This is a genomic window from Nocardia jinanensis (genome assembly GCF_014645735.1).
GTDB lineage: Bacteria > Actinomycetota > Actinomycetes > Mycobacteriales > Mycobacteriaceae > Nocardia > Nocardia jinanensis.
Genome location: NZ_BMMH01000004.1, coordinates 462,662 through 483,221, shown reverse-complemented (window position 1 = coordinate 483,221; position 20,560 = coordinate 462,662). Strand labels below are relative to the sequence as shown.

At 67.7% G+C, this 20,560-nt stretch carries 3 protein-coding genes; 1 reads left to right on the top strand and 2 read right to left on the bottom strand.

Features of this window, described 5'->3' with window-relative positions:
* Window positions 1-247 precede the first annotated feature (247 nt).
* The gene (locus IEY68_RS13360) at window positions 248-2,194 is read left to right on the top strand and encodes an acyl-CoA dehydrogenase family protein (RefSeq protein WP_058856903.1); all 1,947 of its coding nucleotides are present in this window, start codon (window positions 248-250) and stop codon (window positions 2,192-2,194) included.
* Between the two features lie 142 nt (window positions 2,195-2,336).
* Here the strand turns inward: IEY68_RS13360 and IEY68_RS13355 are convergent, their stop codons facing one another.
* Entirely contained in the window at window positions 2,337-2,999 is a 663-nt protein-coding gene (locus tag IEY68_RS13355; protein ID WP_058856892.1) for a DUF6875 domain-containing protein, read from the bottom strand.
* 2 nt (window positions 3,000-3,001) lie between these two features.
* Window positions 3,002-20,128, bottom strand: coding sequence for a non-ribosomal peptide synthetase (locus IEY68_RS13350; RefSeq protein WP_063001107.1), 17,127 nt, complete (start codon window positions 20,126-20,128; stop codon window positions 3,002-3,004).
* Window positions 20,129-20,560 lie beyond the last annotated feature (432 nt).

Genomic DNA, 20,560 nt, shown 5'->3' with positions numbered 1-20,560 from the left:
ACCGTCAGCCTGTCCCGCTGACGTGGGCAGCGATATCGGCTGCGCCTCGTAGATCTGTCGACGCACCGCCCGATCAGGGCCATTGCCGCGCCGGCGGGCCGGACCGGGCGGGTCCGAACGGCCGGATTCCGCCCCGGCACCACCTTCGGTAGCGGTCGATACCGATCGTTCACCGTTCGGATCTACCGGCGGGTAACAAACGCTTCTACACTCTACTGTGACCGTCATCACTTCCGAGGAGGGCACTATGGCCACTGCCGCGAAAGTCGACGCCACCGAGGCACAGGCACGCCAGTTGGTCGAGGAATCTCGCGAGGCCACCTGGTCCAAACCGTCTTTTGCCAAGGAGTTGTTCCTCGGCCGCTACCGGGTGGACCTGATCCATCCATTTCCGCGACCCAGCGCAGAAGATACAGCCAAGAGCGACGCGTATCTGGCCCGGCTCCGGGCGTACTGCGAGACCCTCGACGGCAGTGTGATCGAGGAACAGGCCCGTATTCCGGAGCAGTATGTGCACGGCCTCGCCCAGCTCGGTTGCTTCGGACTGAAGATTCCCGAGGAATACGGCGGGCAGGGCCTCTCCCAGGTCGGCTACAACAAGGCGTTGATGCTGGTCGGCTCGGTACACCCCAGTTTGGGCGCGCTGTTGTCCGCGCACCAGTCGATCGGTGTCCCCGAACCGCTGAAGTTGGCGGGCACCCCGGAGCAGAAGCAAAAATTCCTACCGCGTTGCGCGCGGGGCGCGATAAGCGCTTTCCTGCTCACCGAACCCGACGTCGGCTCCGATCCGGCCCGGATGGCCAGCACCGCGACCCCCACGGCGGATGGCGAATCCTACGAGGTCAACGGCGTCAAACTGTGGACCACGAACGGGGTGGTCGCCGAACTCCTGGTGGTGATGGCACGGGTGCCGAAGAGCGACGGGCACCGCGGCGGTATCTCCGCCTTCGTCGTCGAAGCCGATAGCGAGGGCATCACGGTGGAGCGGCGCAATTCGTTCATGGGCTTACGCGGCCTCGAGAACGGCGTCACCCGCATGTACAACGTCCGGGTACCCAAAGAGAATCTGATCGGCCGCGAAGGCGACGGATTGAAGATCGCCCTCACCACGCTCAATGCCGGACGGCTCGCGATTCCGGCATTGTGCACCGCGGCGGCCAAGTGGTCACTGAAGATCGCCCGCGAATGGAGCTCCGTCCGGGTGCAGTGGGGGCGGCCGGTGGGCGAGCATGCCGCGGTGGGCGCCAAAGTGTCCTTTATCGCCGCGACGACCTACGCCTTGGAGGCAGTACTCGATCTCTCGGCGACCATGTGCGACGAGAACCGCAACGACATTCGTATGGAGGCGGCACTCGCCAAGCTGTGGGCCTCGGAGATGAGTTGCCGGATCGCCGACGAACTCCTGCAGATTCGTGGCGGCCGCGGGTACGAGACAGCGGCATCCCTGCGGGCGCGGGGGGAACGTGCGGTCGGCGCCGAACAGATCGTCCGCGATCTGCGGATCAACCGGATCTTCGAGGGCTCCAGTGAGATCATGCGACTGCTCATCGCCCGGGAGATGGCCGATGCGCATATGGCCGCCGCCGGAGCACTCGTCGACCGGCACGCGGAGTTCAAGGAGAAGGCCAGGGCGGCCGTGGGCGCCGGCGGCTTCTATGCCAAATGGTTCCCGCAGCTGGCCGTCGGACCCGGCACAGTACCGGCCGCGTTCAGCGATTTCGGGCCGCTTTCACAACATATGCGCTTCGTCGACCGGATGGCCCGCAAACAGGCCCGAGCGCTGACGTACGGCATGGCGCGCTGGCAGGCGAAGCTCGAGTACCGGCAAGTGTTCCTGGGTCGCCTCGTCGATATCGGCGCGGAACTCTTCGCGATGTCGGCGGTCTGTGTCCGAGCGCAGGCCGAGCGCGTCGACGGCACGGCGGAAGGCGAAGCCGCCGCGGAACTGGCCGACGTTTTCTGCCGGCAGGCGCGAATTCGGGTGCGGCAGCTGTTCGACTCCTTGTGGGACAACACCGACGACGCGGATGCGCGCTCGGCCCGCAACGTGCTCGACGGCCGCTATCGGTGGCTGGAAAAGGGTGTGCTCGACCAGAGCGAGGGCACCGGTCCGTGGATCGCCGAGTGGCAGACGGGTCCGTCCACCGAGGAGAACCTGCTGCGGCCGTGGCTGCGAGTGGGCGCGTTTCGGTAATCGGTCGTGGGCTGCTGCCGTGGATCCGTTCCCGGCGCAGCCCACTGTCGTCCCCGCGAGCCGGCGTCCGGTGGTGCGGGCAGGGGTTGTCGATGCGGCCGGAGGCACGGCGGTAGCGGCAGAGCTGTTGTCCGCGGATTCCTCACGCGCTGTCGGCGATATGTGCGAGTTCGCCCGCCATGGTGGTGGTGATGAAATCGGGTATGGCCGGGGCAAAGGTCTTGAGGTAGGTGCCTATCCATTCGGGGCGGGTATTGAGGAAGAAGAAGTCGGTGGGGACCATATGGCGGACGGCGAGAAGAGGCAGTGGCGAATCGAGTGCCGGGAAGTCCGGGTTGTGCAGCCCGGCGACGCGGCAACCCGGATAGAACTGGCCGAGCATCAAGCCTTGTTTCACGAACCGCGTTTTCTGATCGTGTTGCACGGCCTCGATACCGGTGTAGTCGGTGAGGTCGGGGAAAACCGCGAGAACAGCTTTGAAGTTGGAATCGGGCGGGTCCCGGGGTGGCAGGACGGGGTACATATCGTAGAGGTCGTCGACAATGGCGGCTATCCGCTCGACCTCGAAATCGCGACCACCCAGAAATGCGGCCCACAGGAACCGGCGCGTGATGGCGTGGCCCATATACGGGCAGACGGGGCCGTGGCGGCCGAGGTCCGAATGAGGGCGGCACAGGTATTCGGTGGTCCACCGTCGTAGTTCGGTAGCGAGCGGGTGCTCACCGGCAGCGCTCACCGGGTCGGGTGCGAATAAGTTGGCCGGCTCGATTCCGGAACGTGTCCCTACGACTCGGTCGGTGGTCATGATCAGCTTTCCCTTGCTGGAGTAGGGGCCTCCGATGAAGGAGTCTGGGTGGAACGGAAGTGTTCGGTGAGGACGAGTCCGATTGCGCGGAGTGCGTCGGGGCCGGTCATCCGATCGTGTCGGGCGGGGATGTGGTGCTCGGCGATACGGCCCGTGATGTGGTCGGCCCATGCGAGAGCCGGCGAGGGGCCGGGGTCGTCTGCGTCGCCGGGGGCGGCGCTGAAGTAGATCAGGTCACCGTCGAACGGTGTCGGCCGGTGGTTCCAGGTGAGGTCGACGAGCCGGGTGTAGTCGCCGTGCAGGACCGCGAGATGCTCCGGGGTCATGGCGGCGCCGAGTCCGTATTGCCGGCGCAGCGACTCGGCCGCGGCGGAGATGGTGGACTCGTCGGCGTCCTCGGCAACGGGGAGACCGCCGACTTCGGCGAGCATCTTCCCGATAGTGGGTGTGGGAACGCGGACGCTGTCGGCGGTGACGACACGCGTGTCCATCATGGCCAGAGTGGCGACGGAGTGGCCCGCCCGGCGGAGCCGGCCGGCGATCGCGTGGGCGATGGTGCCGCCGAGCGAGTAGCCGAGCAGATGGTAGGGGCCGTGCGGCTGGACGGACCGGATCTCCTGTACATAGCGAGCGGCGAGTTCGTCCAAGGTGGCGAACCGGGTGGCGGGTTCGGTCAACGCCGGGGATTGCAGCCCGTGCACAGGACGGTCGGGGTCGAGGTGCTGCACGAGTCCGCTGAAGCACCACGCCAGTCCGATGGCCGGGTGAACGCAGAACAATGGTGGGCTGTCGCCGGTGGCACGCAGGGGAAGCAGCACCGAGAGTGCGTCGCCGGGTTCCGGTTCGTCGAGGCCGCGGCGGCGGGCCTCGATGCGACGGGCCAGCGCCTGCGGGGTCGGATCGGTGAAAACCCAGTGGACCGGCACGTCGACACCGGTCGATTCGCCCAACCGCATCACCAGTTGAGCCGCGGCCAGCGAGTTGCCGCCGTGCGTGAAGAAGCTGTCCTCGGTACCGGCTCGTTCGATGTCGAGGATCTGGGCGAAGACATCACAGACGGTGGCCTCGAGCGGGGTCGACGGTGACCGGAACCGGACTGGTGGCCGGTCCGGCAGGGGCAGCGCTCTGTAGTCGAGCTTGCCGGAGGCGGTGAGCGGGATCCGGTCGAGGGCGACGAAGGCGGTCGGGATCATATGAGTGGGTAGCCGTGCCGCGAGATGGGTGGTCAGCGCGGGAGTATCGGGCGTGGTGCCGGGAGCCGGTACCACGTAGCCGACGAGTTGGTCGGTGCCGTCGGGCCGGGTGCGGACCGTGACGGCGGCCTGGACGATATCGCGATGGCTCCGCAGTGCGGACTCGATATCACCGGGTTCGATCCGGTTGCCCGCGATCTCGATCTGCAGGTCGCTGCGGCCTTTGTAGTGCAATGTCCGGTCGGCGGTCCAGGTGACCAGGTCACCGGTGCGGTACATCCGTGTCCCGGGCGGCCCGTACGGGTCCGGGACGAATCGGGCTGCGGTGGTTGCGGGTTGCCGGTGGTAACCGCGGGCGAGGCCCGGCCCGGACAGGTACAGTTCGCCGACCACTCCGGGTGGGACAGGGCGCAATCCGCGGTCGAGTACGACGGCGGTGAAGCCACGGACCGGACCGCCGATCGTCATCGGGCTGTCCGCGACCGTGGTCGGCGCGGCAGCGGCGCAGCTCATGATCGTGGTTTCGGTAGCGCCGTAGGTGTTGATCACCGTGCGGCCCGGTATCCATCGGGTGGCCAGGTCCGGTGGGCAGATTTCGCCGCCGAGGATCAGGGTGCCGAGAGTGCCGAGGGCGCCGGAGTCCAGCGAGGCGAGCACTGTCGGCGTCAGCGCCGCGTGGGTGACGTGTCCGGCTTCGATCGCTTCGGCCAGTTCGGTGCCCGCGACTACCGATGCGGGGGCGATCACCGAGGTGGCTCCGGCGGCTGCGGCGCTGAGCCATTCGAGGATCGAGACGTCGAAGCTCGGGGAGGAGGCGGCCAGTACCCGCGCGGCCGGGGTGAGACCGAACCGTTCCCGCGTTTCGGCCGCCAGGTTCGCGATCCCGGTATGGGTGACGACCACCCCTTTGGGAGTCCCGGTGGAGCCCGAGGTGTAGATCAGGTATGCCGGGTGCTCCGGCCGTAACGCGGTTGTGCGCTCGGCGTCGGTGATAGTGGCAGGAGACGCCGACGCCGTTGTCGCAGCGAAGGCGGGGCCGTCGAGGAGGAGCCAGCCTATGGTGTCCGGTAGCCGGTCTCGGCGGGCCGCGAACGTCAACCCGGCAGCGGCGCCGGAATCGGTGAGAATTCGTTCGGTCCGGTCGCGTGGATGAGCGGGGTCGATCTGCACGAACGCACCACCGGCTTTCGCGACCGCCCACACGGCGGTGACGGCGTCGACGGAGCGCGGTAACGCGAGGGCCACCACCGATTCGGGTCCGATCCCGCTGTCGATGAGTACCCGCGCCCACCGGTTCGAGGTCTCGTCGAGTTCGCGGTAGGACAGGCTCACGCCATCGCAGACCACCGCATCGGTGTCGGGAGTCATCGCGGATGTCAGCACCTGCGGCAACACCGACGTCATCGCGCCGGGCCGGCCTCGAACGGGTACCAGCGCGGCATGTTCCGCCGGCGACAGCAGCGTGAGGCGGCCGAGCGGGAGATCGATCTGTTCGACGAAGGCGTCGAGTACTCGCCGCACACGGTCGGCGAGGGCGTCGATCCGCCGGCGGGTGAACAACGAGGGCAGGTACTTGAAAGTCAGGTGCAGCCGATCGTCCTGGTGGATGATCAGGCCGAGCGGATAGTGCGCGGCGTCGCGTCCGTGCACGTCCAGAACGTGCGCTCCGGCGATATCGCCGGCTTCGGACAGCCCGGCCCGATCGATCGGGTAGGACTCGAAAACGGTCACGGTGTCGAACATCGCGCCTGGCCCTGCCATGTCCTGGATCTGGGTGAGGCCGATGTGGTGCTGGTCGAGCAGTGCGATCTGTTCGGTTCGAATCTGTCGTAGTAGCCGGGCCAGGCTTTCACGAGGATCGAGCCGGACCCGGACGGGCACAGTGTTGACGAACAGTCCGATCATCGTCTCGATACCGGTGATCTGCGGCGGGCGGCCGGAGACGGTGGCGCCGAATACGACGTCGTCGCGGCCGGTCTCGGTGGCGAGCACAATCGCCCACGCGGCTTGGACAAGGGTGTTGAGCGTGATCTCCTGCTGGTGAGCCGTCGCGACCAGCTCCGCTGTCCGGTAGTCGCTCAACGCTAGGTCGACCTCGCGCGCGGCGACGATGTGCTGACGACCGCGGTCCGCCGGCGCCAGCAGGGTCGGCTCGGTGGCGCCCTCGAGTGCCCGTGTCCACGCGGCTTCCGCCGCGTTCTGGTCCTGGGCCCGCAGCCACGTCAGATAGTCGCGGTAAGGACGCACGGGAGCCAGTGCCCCGGGATCGCCGTCGGCGGCGTAGAGCGTCAGCAGTTCCCGGATCAGCAGTGGCGTGGACCATCCGTCTATCAGGATGTGATGCATGCTCAACAGCAGCCGGTACCGCTGGGGGGCGGTGCTGATCAGGGTCAGCCGCAGCAGCGGCGCGATACTCGTGTCGAACCCCGCGCGGCGGTCGGAATCCATGATTCGTTCGAGTGCGGGCTCGTCACCGTCGGTCGAGTCGATCCGGGCGAACGGTACGTCGACGTGCTGGTGCACCACCTGCAGCGGTTCACCGGCATCGTCGCGCACGAACGCGGTCCGCAGGTTCGGATGCCGCCCGACCAGCATCTGCGCGGCGCGCCGCAGCCGGTCGGCATCGACGTGCCCGCCGAGTTCCAGGCAGAGTTGCACCACATACGCGTCGAGATCGCCGGCCGCGAGCTCGGCGTGGAACAGCAATCCCTGCTGTAGCGGTGTGAGCGGCCATATGTCGTCGAGTCCCGGTTGCCGGATCTCCAGCCGGTCGATCGCTGTCTGGTCGAGGTCGACGAGATCGAGGTCGGAGGGGGTCAGCCCGCTGACGCCGGGCCGGGCCGCGTGGGCGGCCAGCGCTGTCATCGCGTCGCGCCACAGTCCCATGAGGTCGGTGACCTCGGCCGAGGTGAGCGGGCCGGGCGGGTAGTCCCATGCGGCGGTGAGCGCAGGTCCGTCCGGTGTATCGGTGGTGACCGCGTTGATACCCAGCAGAGCCGCTACGGGTGCGTCGGGGTTCTGCACCCCGCCGGCCGCCATGGTGTCCCCGGCGGGCATCCACCCGGCATCGCGTGCCGATGCGGGCAGGGTGTCGAACCGACCGAGATAGTTGAAACTCACCTGCGGGGTGGGCAGCGCACTCAGGACGCGGGCGGTCTCGGGATCGAGATAACGCAACAGCCCGTAGCCGATTCCGTGTCCGGGTACCTGCCTGAGTTGTTCCTTGACCCTTTTGACAACCGCCCCGGCGGCAGCCCCGGCGTCGAACGCTTCGTCGATGTCCACACCGGACAGGTCGAGCCGCACGGGGTAGGTCGTGGTGAACCATCCGAGGGTGCGCGTGAGATCGGCACCGGTGAGCACCGTGTCGTGCCGACCGTGGCTTTCGACGGTGAGCAGGGTCTCGGTGCCGGTTTCGCCGTGGCGGCGCCGCCATCGCGTCAGAGCCAGCGCGAGCCCGGCGATGAGGGCGTCGTCCACATTGGCGTGGAATGCCCGGGGCAGGGTGGTGAGTACGTCGCGGGTCACCGCGGTGGACAGCGTGACCGTGGCAGTGACGGCGGTGGCCTGCACGTCCACGTCCCGGTCGATCGGGCGGGAGCCGAGCGGTGGATCGTCGGCGCCGAGCGTGGATCGCCACCAGTCGAGTTCATCGTGACTCTCGGCCGCGGTGCGCAGCGCGGTCGACCAGCGGCGCATCGAGGTACCGACAGACGCGAGGCGGGGCCGTTGCCCGGCACTGACCTGCGCCCATGCGGAGACGAGGTCGGGAACCAGTATCTGCCACGACACACCGTCGATCACCAGATGGTGCGCGACCACGAGCAACCGGCCCGGCTGTCCGGCCCAGTCGAACCAGACCAACTGCAGCACGATTCCCGCGGCGGGGTCGAGGCGTTCGGCCGCCGCCTTCGCCTCGGCATCGACGATCGCGGCGAACGCGCTGCTGTCCGGCGCCACGTTCACCGGCACGTGCCGGATCAGTCCGGCGGCCGACATCGAGGTCGCCTGCACCCGCAGCGCCCAGCCCGACGGGTGCGCGGAGTCCGGGTGCAACCGGGCCCGCAGCATATCGTGGTGATCGATCACCGCCTGGACAGTGGCGCTGATGCCCGCGGTATCGATACCGGCCGGCAGCGTCAGCATCACCCATTGGCAGAAGCGGTCGAAACTGCCGCGCTCGAACATCCAGCACATGATCGGTGTCAGCGGTACCGGCCCCACACCGCCGCCGGGCAGCTCCGCCGGAAGGGCCGCCACCGCGGAACTCTCGTCACGCACCGCGATCTCGGCCAGTCCGGCGACCGTTTTGCGCTCGAACACCTCACGCGCGGAGAACAGCACCCCCGCCGCCCGGGCCCGGGTCACCAACTGGAGCGACATGATGCTGTCCCCGCCGAGCGCGAAGAAAGAATCGTCCGGTCCGACCTCGTCGAGTCCCAGAACTTCCGCGAACAGTCCCGCCAGCGTTTTCTCCACCACGGTGACCGGCGCCCGGAAATCGGTCCGGCCCGTGGCGAACTCCGGCGCGGGCAGCGCGGTGCGATCGAGCTTGCCGTTCGCTGTCACCGGCAGCGCGTCGAGCACCACCACTTTCGCCGGCACCGTATGCGGAGCCAGCTGCTCTCCCGCGTAGGAGAGGACCTCGGCCGGGTCGATCTCCACGCCGGGCTCGGGCACCACGTAACCGATCAGCCGGCCTCCGGTCGCGGAGTCCCGGTGCACGGTCGCCGCCGCATCGGCCACACCCGGACAGGCCCGCAGCGTCGATTCGACCTCGCCGAGCTCGATGCGGACACCACGTACCTTGACCTGGGAATCCGCCCGGCCCACATAATCCAGCGCCAGACTCCCCAGCGGTGAGCGCAACCACCGCACCAAGTCTCCGGTCCGGTACATGCGCTGCCCCGGCCCGGCATAAGGATCGGCGACGAACCGCGACGCGGTCAGACCCGTCCGGTTGCGGTAACCGCGAGCCAGACCCGGACCCGCCAGATACAACTCACCGACGACTCCCACCGGCACCGGCCGCAACCGCGCGTCGAGCACGACCTGCCCGACCCCGCGGATCGGTCCGCCGATCGTCACCACCTCACCCGCCACCATCGGCGCACTGGCATCGGTCTCGATCGTGGCCTCCGCCGGACCGTAGGTATTGGACAGGGTCCGGCCCGGCGCCCAGCGCGACACCAGTTCGGGTGCGGGCACCTCGCCGCCCAGTACGATATTCGCGAGGTCGTCCAGCCCGGCCGGATCGATCGTCGCCAGGACCGTGGGCGTCAGCGCGGCATGGGTCACCTGCTCGCGCGACAGGATCTGCGTCAGCTCGGTGCCGCCGTAGACACCCGGCGGTGCTATCACCAGCCGTCCACCCGACGCGAACGCGCACAGCTGTTCCAGGACCGCCGCGTCGAAACTCGGCGACGCGATATGCAGTACCCGCGCGCCCGGACCGATATCGAACCGCGAACGTTGTTCGGCCACCAGATTCGCCAGCCCCCGATGCGATACCACCACGCCCTTCGGCGCACCCGTCGAGCCGGACGTGTAGATCACGTATGCCGCCTGGTCCACCCGCACCGGCAGTGTTCGCTGCGCGTCGGTCACCGGCGTCGCCGGCAATCGGGCGACTTCCGCAGCGACTGCCGGCTCGTCGAGCGTCGCCCACTGCACCGACCCGGGCAGCCGATCCCGCCATTGCGACAGTGTGATGCCCAACGCCACACCCGAATCGGTGAGGATGTGTTCGACCCGGCCGGCCGGGTACGTCGGATCCACCGGTATGAACGCTGCCCCCGACTTGGCCACCGCCCACATCGCCAACACCGACTCGACCGACCGGGGCAACCCCACCGCGACAGTGGTCTCCGGCCCGGCGCCCCGGCCGATGAGCAACCGCGCCAACCGATTCGACTCCGTATCGAGCTCACCGTAGGTCCACCGGCGCTCCCCGCACACCACCGCGACCGCCGCCGGATCCCGCCCCGCCGCCAGCAATTCCGGTAGCACCCGCTCCGGCACGGCCGGATCACCCGATACCTGCGTCAACTCCCGGTACTCGGCGGGGGAGAGCAGATCCAGCCGGGCCAGCGGCAGATCCGGTTCGGCGGCAACGATGCCCACCACCCGCAGGACCCGATGCAGTGTCGCCTCCATCGTGTCGCGGTCGAAGAGTTCGGGCAGGTACTTGATCCGGAGGTGCAGTCGCGTGTCGATATGCGCGACCACCCCCAGCGGATAGTGGGCGGCGTCGATGCCGGTGACACCGGCCACCCGCACGCCGGCGATCTCGGTATCCGCGGTCAGCCCACCCCGATCGACCGGATAGGACTCGAACACCGTCATCGTGTCGAACACCGCACCCGGCCCGGCGGCATGCTCGATATCGGTCAGACCCACATGGTGGTGATCGAGCAGTGCGGCCTGCTCGGCCTGGACCCGGTCGAGCAGCTGCCCCAAACTCTCGGCGGGGTCGAGACGGACCCGCACCGGCACTGTGTTGACGAACAGCCCGATCATCGATTCGATACCCGGGATCTGCGCGGAACGTCCGGAGACCGTGGATCCGAACGTCACATCGTCGCGGGAAGTCGCCGCGCCCAGCACAATGGCCCATGCCGTCTGGAGCACGGTGTTGAGGGTGACTCCCCGGGCCTGCGCGAGGCCGGTCAGCGCCGCGGTCTGTTCCTCGGTCAGTTCGCCGAGCACATCGTGCGATCGGGTGTATCGCCGGCCGGGATCGGCCGGGGCCAACAGCGTCGGCTCGTCGGCGCCGTCGAATACGTGGGCCCAGACGTCGAGCGACGCGGCCCGGTCCTGCCCGGCGAGCCACTCCAGGAAGTCACGATAGGGATCGACCGCGGGCAGCGCCGCGATATCACCGTCGGTGGCGTAGAGCACCAGCAACTCCCGTAGGAGCAGCGGTAGTGACCAGCCGTCGAGCAGCAGATGGTGATTGGTGAGCACCAGCCGATACTTTTGTGGCCCGGTGGTGACCAGCATCCAGCGCAGCAGCGGGGCCCGCGCCGGGTCGAACCGGGTCGCCCGGTCCGCGGCCATCAGCAGATCCCATTCGCGTTCCCGTCCCTGCTCGTCGAGCCCGGACAGGTCGAGCTCCGACCAGGGCGCCTCGACGCCTTCGTCGACCACCTGCACCGGCCCGGTATCGGTGACGAATGCGGTGCGCAGATTCGCGTGCCGGTCGAGCAGCAGCTGCCCGGCTCGGCGCAGTCGCCGCGGATCGACAGGCCCCCGGAGCTCGACGACCAGCTGCACCACATAGGCGTCCGTCGACTCCTCCGACACCAGCGCGTGGAACAGCAGGCCCTCCTGCAACGGAGTCAGCGGCCAGATATCGCTCGACGCCGGATACCGGTCCTCGAGTCGTTCGATCTCGGACTGCGCCAGCCGGACCAGATCCAGATCCGACGGTGTCCATCCGCCCGCCCCGCTGCGGTGGGTATGTGCCGCCAACGCGGCCAGCACCGCCCGCCACGACTCCGCCGCCGCGCGCACCTCGTCGGCGGTGAGCAGCCCGGCGGGATAGGACCAGAGCGCCCGCAACCGTGGCCGGCCCCCGTCGTCGAGCATGCGGGCGGTGATATCGAGCGCCGCGGTCACCGGCATATCCGGATTCTGCGCACGGACGAGTTCGGCGCTCGAGAGATCGCCGCCGTCGTCCACCGGCAGCCAACCGACCGCCGGCATTCCTTCGGGCATCCCCGTGGCGATGCGGCCGAGATAGTTGAACCCGATCTGCGGCGATGGCAGCGTCCGCAACACCGGTTCGGTGTCCTCGTCGAGATACCGCAACAGGCCGTAGCCGATCCCGTGGTCCGGGACAGCGCGCAGCTGTTCCTTCACGGACTTGACCGCGGCCCCCATGGCCGGCCCACCCGCGCACGCGTCGTCGAGATCGATATCGGAAAGGTCCAGGCGCAACGGGAAACTCGTGGTGAACCAGCCGACCGTGCGGGTCAGATCGGCGCCCTGGACGGCGGTCTCCTCGCGGCCGTGCCCTTCGAGACCGATCACGATGTCCGCGGGCAGATCGCCGCGGGCACTTGTCTCGCGCGCGCGCCGCCACTTCGTCAACGCCAAGGCCAGGGCCGCCAGCAGCCCATCGGTCACACTGCCGTGGAATGCCGCGGGCACCTCGGTCGACAGCGCTTCGGTCACTTCGGGGGATACGTCGACCTCGACCGCGCGCAGGGTGGCAGCCACATCGACCGCCGGGTCGAAGGGCCGGGACCCGATCACCGGATCGTTCTCGGCCACCATCGCTTGCCACAGTTCCAGCTCGGCGATCCGCTCCGGGCGGTGCGCGGCCTCGACCAGCCCGTGCGCCCACCGGCGCATCGACGTTCCGACCGGGGCGAGGCCGGGTGGCTCGCCGGACCGGATCCGCGCCCATGCGACGGCGAGGTCGGGCACCAGCACCCGCCAGGAGACTCCGTCGATCGCCGAATGATGCACCAGCAGCAGCACCCGGCCCGGCTCCGTGGTGTTCACCGGATCGAACCAGACCACCTGCACCACGATCCCGGCGCCCGGATCGAGCCGGCTCGTGGCGGCATCCAGCTCCGCCGCCACCGACGCACGGAAACCAGCGCTGCCCGGCTCCTGCTCCGTCGCCACCCGGTGGATGACCTCCTCGGATCGAATCGATCCGGCCGGCAATGCCTCCCATATCCAGCGTCCGTCGTCGGCCGGGCGCAGCCGTGCGCGCAACATATCGTGCCGATCGAGTACCGCCTGTACCGTGCCCGCCAACTGCTGCCGGTCGATATCGACCGGCAGACTCAGCAGCACGGCCTGCGAGAAGCGGTCGAATCCCGGCTCCGCGTGCTCGATGAGCCATCGCATGATCGGCGTGAGCGGTATCGGCCCCACACCACCGCCGGGCAGCTCCGCCAGCCGGGGAACCTCCCCGGGACCGCCGGCGCGCGCCGCGATCCGGGCCAGCCCGGCGACCGTCTTGCGCTCGAACACCTCACGCGCGGAGAACAGCACCCCCGCCGCTCGGGCCCGAGTCACCAGCTGGATCGACATGATGCTGTCGCCGCCGAGCGCGAAGAACGAATCGTCGAGACCGACGGTATCGGTACCCAGCACCTCGGCGAACGCCTGGGCGATACTGCGTTCGACCGGTGTCTCGGGCGCCCGGAACTCCGCGCTGCCGGCGAAGACCGGGTCGGGAAGCGCCGTGCGGTCCAGCTTGCCCGTCGGGGTCAACGGGAGGTGCTCGAGCAGCATGATCGTGGACGGGACCATATACGAGGGCAACCGCCCGCTCAGATACCCGGTCAGGATCGAGACATCGATCGAACAACCGGGTGCGGCGACCACATACGACACCAGCGATACGGTCCCGGAACTGCTGCGATGGCCGATGGTAGTGGAGAAACCGACAGTTTCATGAGCGGCGAGCAGGGCATCGATCTCGCCCGGTTCGATCCTGAGGCCACGAATTTTCACCTGGAAATCCGACCGGCCCAGATACTGGATCGCTCCGTCGGCGGTCCAGCGGACCACGTCCCCGGTGCGGTACATCCGTACACCGGGCACCCAGGGACAGGCCACGAAACGCGCGGCTGTCAACCCCGACCGAGCATGATAGCCACGAGCCAGCAGCGCACCGGCCACATACAACTCCCCCGCGACCCCGACCGGCACAGGCTGCAACCGCTGATCCAGCACCCACTCCGCGACACCACGAATCGGGCCACCGATCGTCACCTGCTCCCCCGCCACCAACGGAGCACTGTGATTCGCCATCATCGTGGTCTCGGACGGACCGTAGCCGTTGAACACCGCACGGCCGTCGCACCAGCACTCGACCAGTTCGGCGCCATAACCCTCGCCACCGACCACCACATTTCGCAGATCCGGTAGCGGCCAGCGGGTCCGGTCGATGGTGGACAGCGGGGACGGTGTGATGAAGACGAGGCCGACCTTTTCACGGTCGATCAGTTCGGCGAGTGCGTCGCCCCCGTAGACATCGGGGGGTGCGATGACCATGGTCGCGCCCGCGCACAGCGCCGACAGCAATTCCTCCACCGAGACATCGAAGCCCGGCGAGGACAAGGACAGCACACGAGAACCCGGTTCGATACGCATGGCGTCCAGGTGCTCGTCCGCGCAGTTGCGCAGACCGCGATGGCTCACCGCGACAGCTTTGGGCAGCCCGGTCGAGCCCGAGGTATAGATGAGGTAGGCGATATTGTCGACACGCAGTGGATGTATCCGGTCACCGTCGGAGATCGGCTGGGCGCTGCGGGTCTCATCGGGGTCGTCGAGTGTCAGCCATTCGATATCACCGGGTAGTCGCGCCCGCACCGATGCCACCGTCAGACCGAGCACCGCTCCCGAATCGGTCACCATATAGGTGATCCGGTCGGCAGGATAGGCCGGGTCGATCGGCAGGAACGCGGCCCCTGTCCGGACCACCGCCCACACCGCGAGAACCGAATCCGCGGAGCGCGGCATCGCCACCGCGACAATATCCTCCGGCCCCACACCCCGCTGAATCAGCTTCCGAGCCAAGCGGTTCGAACGTTGCTCCAGCTCCCCGTAGGTCGATCGCTGCCCGTCGCACACGATCGCTGTCGCGCCGGGATCCCGCGCGACGGCCGAGGTCAGCAACTCGGCCAGAGTAACCGGCGGGGCGGCGCCGGCCCCCGAACGCGTCAGCAGATCGGTCCGTTCCGCGGGTTCCAGCACGTCGATCGATCCCACCGCGACTGCCGGATCGACGGTCACCGACTCCAAGACCCGGAGCCACCGGCGCATCAGCGAATCAACTGTGTCCGCGTCGAACAGATCGGTCGAGTAGGCAACCCGTACCGCCAGGCCGCCACTGTCGTTTTCCGACAGCACAGCCTGCAGATCGAACCGGGACACGTCGTCGGGAAGATCGACCAGCGATACCTCCACCCCGGGCAGCTCCAGGTCGGCGGGCGCCAAGTTCTGGAACGCCAACATCACCTGGAACAACGGATGCCGGGACTGGGACCGCTGCGGACCGAGCTCGTCGACCACCTGCTCGAACGGCACATCGGCATGTTCGAGAGCGGCCAGATCAACTCTCTTGACCCGGTCGAGGAACTCGGTGAACGATTCACCGCCCGCTACATCCGTCCGCAACACCACCGTATTGACGAACATCCCGACCACATCATCGAGCACGGCGGCACCCCGCCCGGCTACCGGCGTGCCGATCGCGATATCACCGGAACCACTCATCCGCGCGAGCAGAACCGCCAACGCGCCGTGCACCACCATGAACAGCGAGGAGCTACGCTTCCGCGCCAGCTCTTCCAACGCCGCGACCGTTCCCGGCTCCACGTCGAACCGGCAACTCCCGCTCCGATTCGACCCCACGACCGGCCGCGGCCGGTCGAACGGCAGACGCAGCTCCTCGGGCAGGTCGGCGAGCGTCTCGCGCCAATACCGGAGCTGACGGGCACACAGTGATTCGGGATCGTCGGGAGCGCCGAGGACAGCGCGCTGCCAGAGCGCGTAGTCCGCGAACTGGACCGGTAGCGGTGTCCAGGACGGGGCCTGCCCCCGAGCTCGCGCGGCGTACGCCGTCGTCACATCACGGGCCAGCGATACCATCGAAAAACCGTCCGCGGCAATGTGGTGTACCACGACTGTCAGCACATATTCGGTCTCCTCGGCACCGACCATGCGGAACAATCGGGCACGCACCGGCGCCTCGGCACTCACATCGAAGCCTGCACGGACGAAATCGGTTATCGCGGTGATCAACTGGTCCGGGCGGACAGATACCCGGCTCAGCTCTCGGGCCGACTCGCCGGCGGGTTCGACGACCTGGACAATCGTTCCGCCGCGGTCCGGATATCGCGTGCGCAAGGATTCGTGCCGGCGCAGCAGATCGGCCAGGGCCGAACGCAGGGCGTCGAGGTCGAGAGCACCGCGCAACCGGATGGCGATCGGCATGTTGTACGCCCCGGAACCGGTGTCGTATTGGTTGAAGAACCACATCCGCTGCTGGGCGGGCGCCAACGGCACGAGATCGGGGCGGGGCCCGGCGACCAGCGGCGGGCGTTGCCGCCCCGTCCGCGCATGCTGCTCGATACAGGTCGCGAGCGCCGACACCTCCGGCGCCTCGAACAGCAACCGCACCGGGATCTCGGTAGCCAGCGCCGCACCGAGTCGCGCGGCTACCCGGGTGGCGGTCAAGCTGTCTCCGCCGAGTGCGAAGAACGAATCGTCGAGACCGACGGTGTCGGTACCCAGCACCTCCGCGAACGCCCGGGCGATACTGCGTTCGACCGGCGTCTCGGGCGCCCGGAACGGTGCGGTGTCGGTGGGAACGGGATCCGGTAGTGCGCTGCGGTCCAGCTTTCCCGTGGGTGTCAGCGGGATGTGATCGAGCACCATGATCGAGGGCGGGACCATGTAGGACGGCAGCCGTGCGCGCAGACATTCGCTGAGGATCGCGATATCGATCGAACGCCCCTGCGCGGCGGCGACGTACGAGGCCAGCATCATGGTCCCGGAGCTGTTGCGGCGGCCCACGGTAGTGGCGAATCCGACGGTCTCGTGCGCCGCCAGTACCGCGTCGATCTCACCGAGCTCGATGCGATGACCACGTACCTTGACCTGGAAGTCGGACCGGCCGAGATGCTGGATCGCTCCGTCGGCGGTCCAGCGGACCACGTCCCCGGTGCGGTACATCCGTACACCGGGCACCCAGGGACAGGCCACGAAACGCGCGGCTGTCAACCCCGACCGAGCATGATAGCCACGAGCCAGCAGCGCACCGGCCACATACAACTCCCCCGCGACCCCGACCGGCACAGGCTGCAACCGCTGATCCAGCACCCACTCCGTGACACCACGAATCGGGCCACCGATCGTCACCTGCTGCCCCGGCACCAACGGAGCACTGTGATTGGTCATGACTGTGGCCTCGGTGGGACCGTAGCCATTGACGAATTCCCGATCGCCGGATGCCCAGCACCGCACCAGCTCCGGTGAACAGGCGTCACCCGCGGCGATGACGACTCGCAAACTGTCGAGCCCGGCCGGATCGACCGAAGCCAAGGCGGCCGGTGTCACCACTGCGTGGCTCACCCGCTCGCGGCGCAACAGCTCCGCCAGCTCCACACCACCGTAGGTACCGGGCACCGCGATAATCATCGTGGCGCCGGATCCCCCCGCGAACAACATCTCCCAGACCGAGCTGTCGAAGCTCGGCGACGCGAAGTACAGCGTCCGCGAGTCTCGGTTCACCGCATAGCGTTCCCGCTGCTCGGCGCTGAGCGCGGCCAACCCGGCATGCGTCACGGTCACCCCCTTCGGCACACCGGTGGAGCCCGAGGTGTAGATCAGATAGGCCGGGTGCTGTGGTCGCAGCGCGGTTGTGCGTTCGGAATCGGAGATCGGCCGGCTGTCGATGGTCCTGTCGAGGTCGCGGGGTATCAGCCAATCGATGGTGCCGGGTAATTGCTCACGCGCCGACGCCACCGTCAAACCGATCACCGCTTCGGAATCGGTCATCATGTGGGTGATCCGCTCGGCGGGAAAAGCCGGGTCGATCGGCAGGAAGGCGGCCCCCGATTTCGCCACCGCCCACCAGGCGAGAACCAAATCCGGAGAGCGTGGCATCGCGACCGCGACAATATCTTCCGGCCCCACGCCCTGCCGGATGAGTATCCGGGCCAGTTGGCTGGAGCGCTCGTCGAGTTCTCGGTAACTCATCTGCGCACCGTCGAACACGAACGCCGGCACGTCCGGATTCCCGGCGGCAGTCGCGGTCAACAGCTCGTCGAGAGTAACGGGCGCGACCGTGCGGCCTCCGGAACGCGTCAGCAGATCAGCTCGTTCAGCCGGCTCGAGTAGGTCGATCGACCCCACTGCGCCCGCCGGATCCGCGGCCACCGATTCCAGTACCCGGACCAATCGGCGCCCCAGCGAATCGATCGTGCGCGCATCGAACAGATCCGCCGAGTAGGTGACCGTCACTGCCAACCCGTCATGGTCGTCGCCCTCCGACAACGCGACCCGCACATCGCACCGGGGTACATCCTCGACACGATCGGTCACCGAACCGGGCGCATCCAGGTCGGCGCGCACCGAGTCCTGGATTGCCAGCACGACCTGGAACAGCGGATTCGGTGACTGCGAGCGTTCGGGGGCGAGCTCCGCCACCAACTGCTCGAACGGCACATCGGCATGCTCGAAAGCAGCCGGATCGATCTGCCCGACCCGATCGAGGAACTCGGTGAAGGACTCACCGAGCTCGACATCGGTCCGCAACACCGCCACCGATGTTCCGCTCGTATCGTCGAGCGCAGCGGCGCCACGCCCGGCTACCGGTGTTCCGATCACGATGTCACCGGAACCACTCAACCGCGCGAGCAGAATCGCCAGCGCGGCATGGATCACCGTGAACAACGATCGATCGCGCCCCCGCGCGAGTTTCGCCAGGCCCCCGACCAGCCCAGCCCCCAACCCGAACCGGCAACTCCCGCCCCGGTCCGAGGCCACTCCCGGTCGCGATCGATCGAACGGCAGACTCAGTTCCACCGGCAGGTCGGCAAGCGTGGCCCGCCAGAACGCGAGGTTCTCACGGCGGTGACGGATCCGAGCTGCGTCACGGGCCGTATCGGGGTGGACCTGTCCGAGGTCGGTATCCGGTGCGGCGGCGGCGAACGCGTCGAGCAACTGCGTGAATCTGGCGTGATGCGCCGACAGTTCGGCGCGGGTGTAAAGGTTGGGATTGGCCATGAAGTGCAGGATCGTCCGCGGCGGATCTCCGGTCTGATAGAGATCGACCAGCAGATCCTCGACGGGCCCGGAGCTGAGGATATGGAATTCCCCGCTCGCCGGCCCGAGCCGGATCTCCTGGTGGAAGTACATGACATTGACCACCGGGCCGGCGAAACGCCGCTGCCCGTTCGATCCGGCGGCGGCACGAATATCGTAGAGGCCGCATCGCTGATGCCGGAGTGCGCCGATCAGGTCGGACTGCACCCGCCGCGCCAGCGTCGCGACCGTATCCCCGGTACCGAACACGACCGGGAACGGCGCGACGTTGACGAACACTCCCCCCGAGCGCCGCAGCACGGCGCTCGTGCGCCCCGATACGGGTATATCGACCACGACATCGTCCCGCCCGGTCATCCGGGCCAGATAGCATCCAAATGCGGCGATCACCACCGCGGCCGGGCTGGTGTCCAGCACATCGGCGCAGTGATCGATCCGCGCTACCGTCGCCGGCGACAGTTCACCGATCGCGGCCACGCTGTCCGCGCGCGGGGGAGCGTATCCACCGGCAAGGCTGGAAACGTCGTGGACGTCGGCGAGCCTGTTCAGCCAATACGCTCGGTCGTCGGTGAACCTCTTCGATTCGCGATAGCTGCGGTCGGCCTCGTACAGGGTGCGCAGGTCCGCCGCCCGATTCGGCGCTATCGATTCGCTCGGCTCTGCTGCCGGGTCCTGCAGCGCAGCGGTGTACAGCGCCGCGATCCGGTTCACCATCGTCATCGCGGCATAGCCGTCCGATGCGACATGGTGAATCCTGTTGTACCACAGGTAATGACGATCCCCGACCTGTAGGAGCGCCCCCGCCACCAACCGGTCCCGGGTCATATCCAGCGGTGCGGTGTACTCGTCGCACATCCACCGCAGAGCCGCCGCCATGGGATCTCGTTCACCACGCATATCGATATGCGGTCCCGCCGACTCCAGCGACGGATCGAACAACTGGTACGGCTCACCGTCGTCCTCTACCAGGCGTAGATATCCCGTCTGGAATTCACGGCCCACTCGGATCGATGTCCGGCGCAGCAACTCGATATCCAGCTCGCCGTGGAGTTCGATGTACTGCGCTTCGGATATCGGGACGTCCGGGCGTAATTGCTGCGCCAGCCAGAGTGCCCGCTGACCGGCCGAGAGCGGCACCGGCCGTATCGCCGAAATTGTGGTCGCGCCAGTTCCGTCCGGAACCGGGCCAGGATGAATCCGGGGTGGCGGACTTGCCATCTCTCTCCTCCAGAGCCGACCTTTCCTCCGTATCCCGACCGGGCTTTAGTGTAGGACGACCGGCTGGCCTGCGTATACCCCAGAAATCAAGATCCGTACAGCAAAATTGCATGAAAATTTATACGGGCTACAGGCCTTACGCAGCGAATTCCCAGCTGAGGCGATCGCGGCCCCGACTCACGGGGATCCACCAGCCCAAACCTGCGGGCGGCGTACCATTTCCATAAACACAGCCATGTAATTCATATCGTTTTCCAACCGAGGAACACGAGAAATTGAAATTTACAGGAAGCTGTCATGGCATATATCGTGCGTGCGAGCCGCACCCGATTATCCCGCTCGCCCCTGTCC

Bases quoted from the DNA above. Each gene is read 5' to 3' on its own strand.
- IEY68_RS13360 (WP_058856903.1), top strand. From the start codon at position 248: ATGGCCACTGCCGCGAAAGTCGACGCCACCGAGGCACAGGCACGCCAG.
- IEY68_RS13355 (WP_058856892.1), bottom strand. From the start codon at position 2,999: ATGACCACCGACCGAGTCGTAGGGACACGTTCCGGAATCGAGCCGGCC.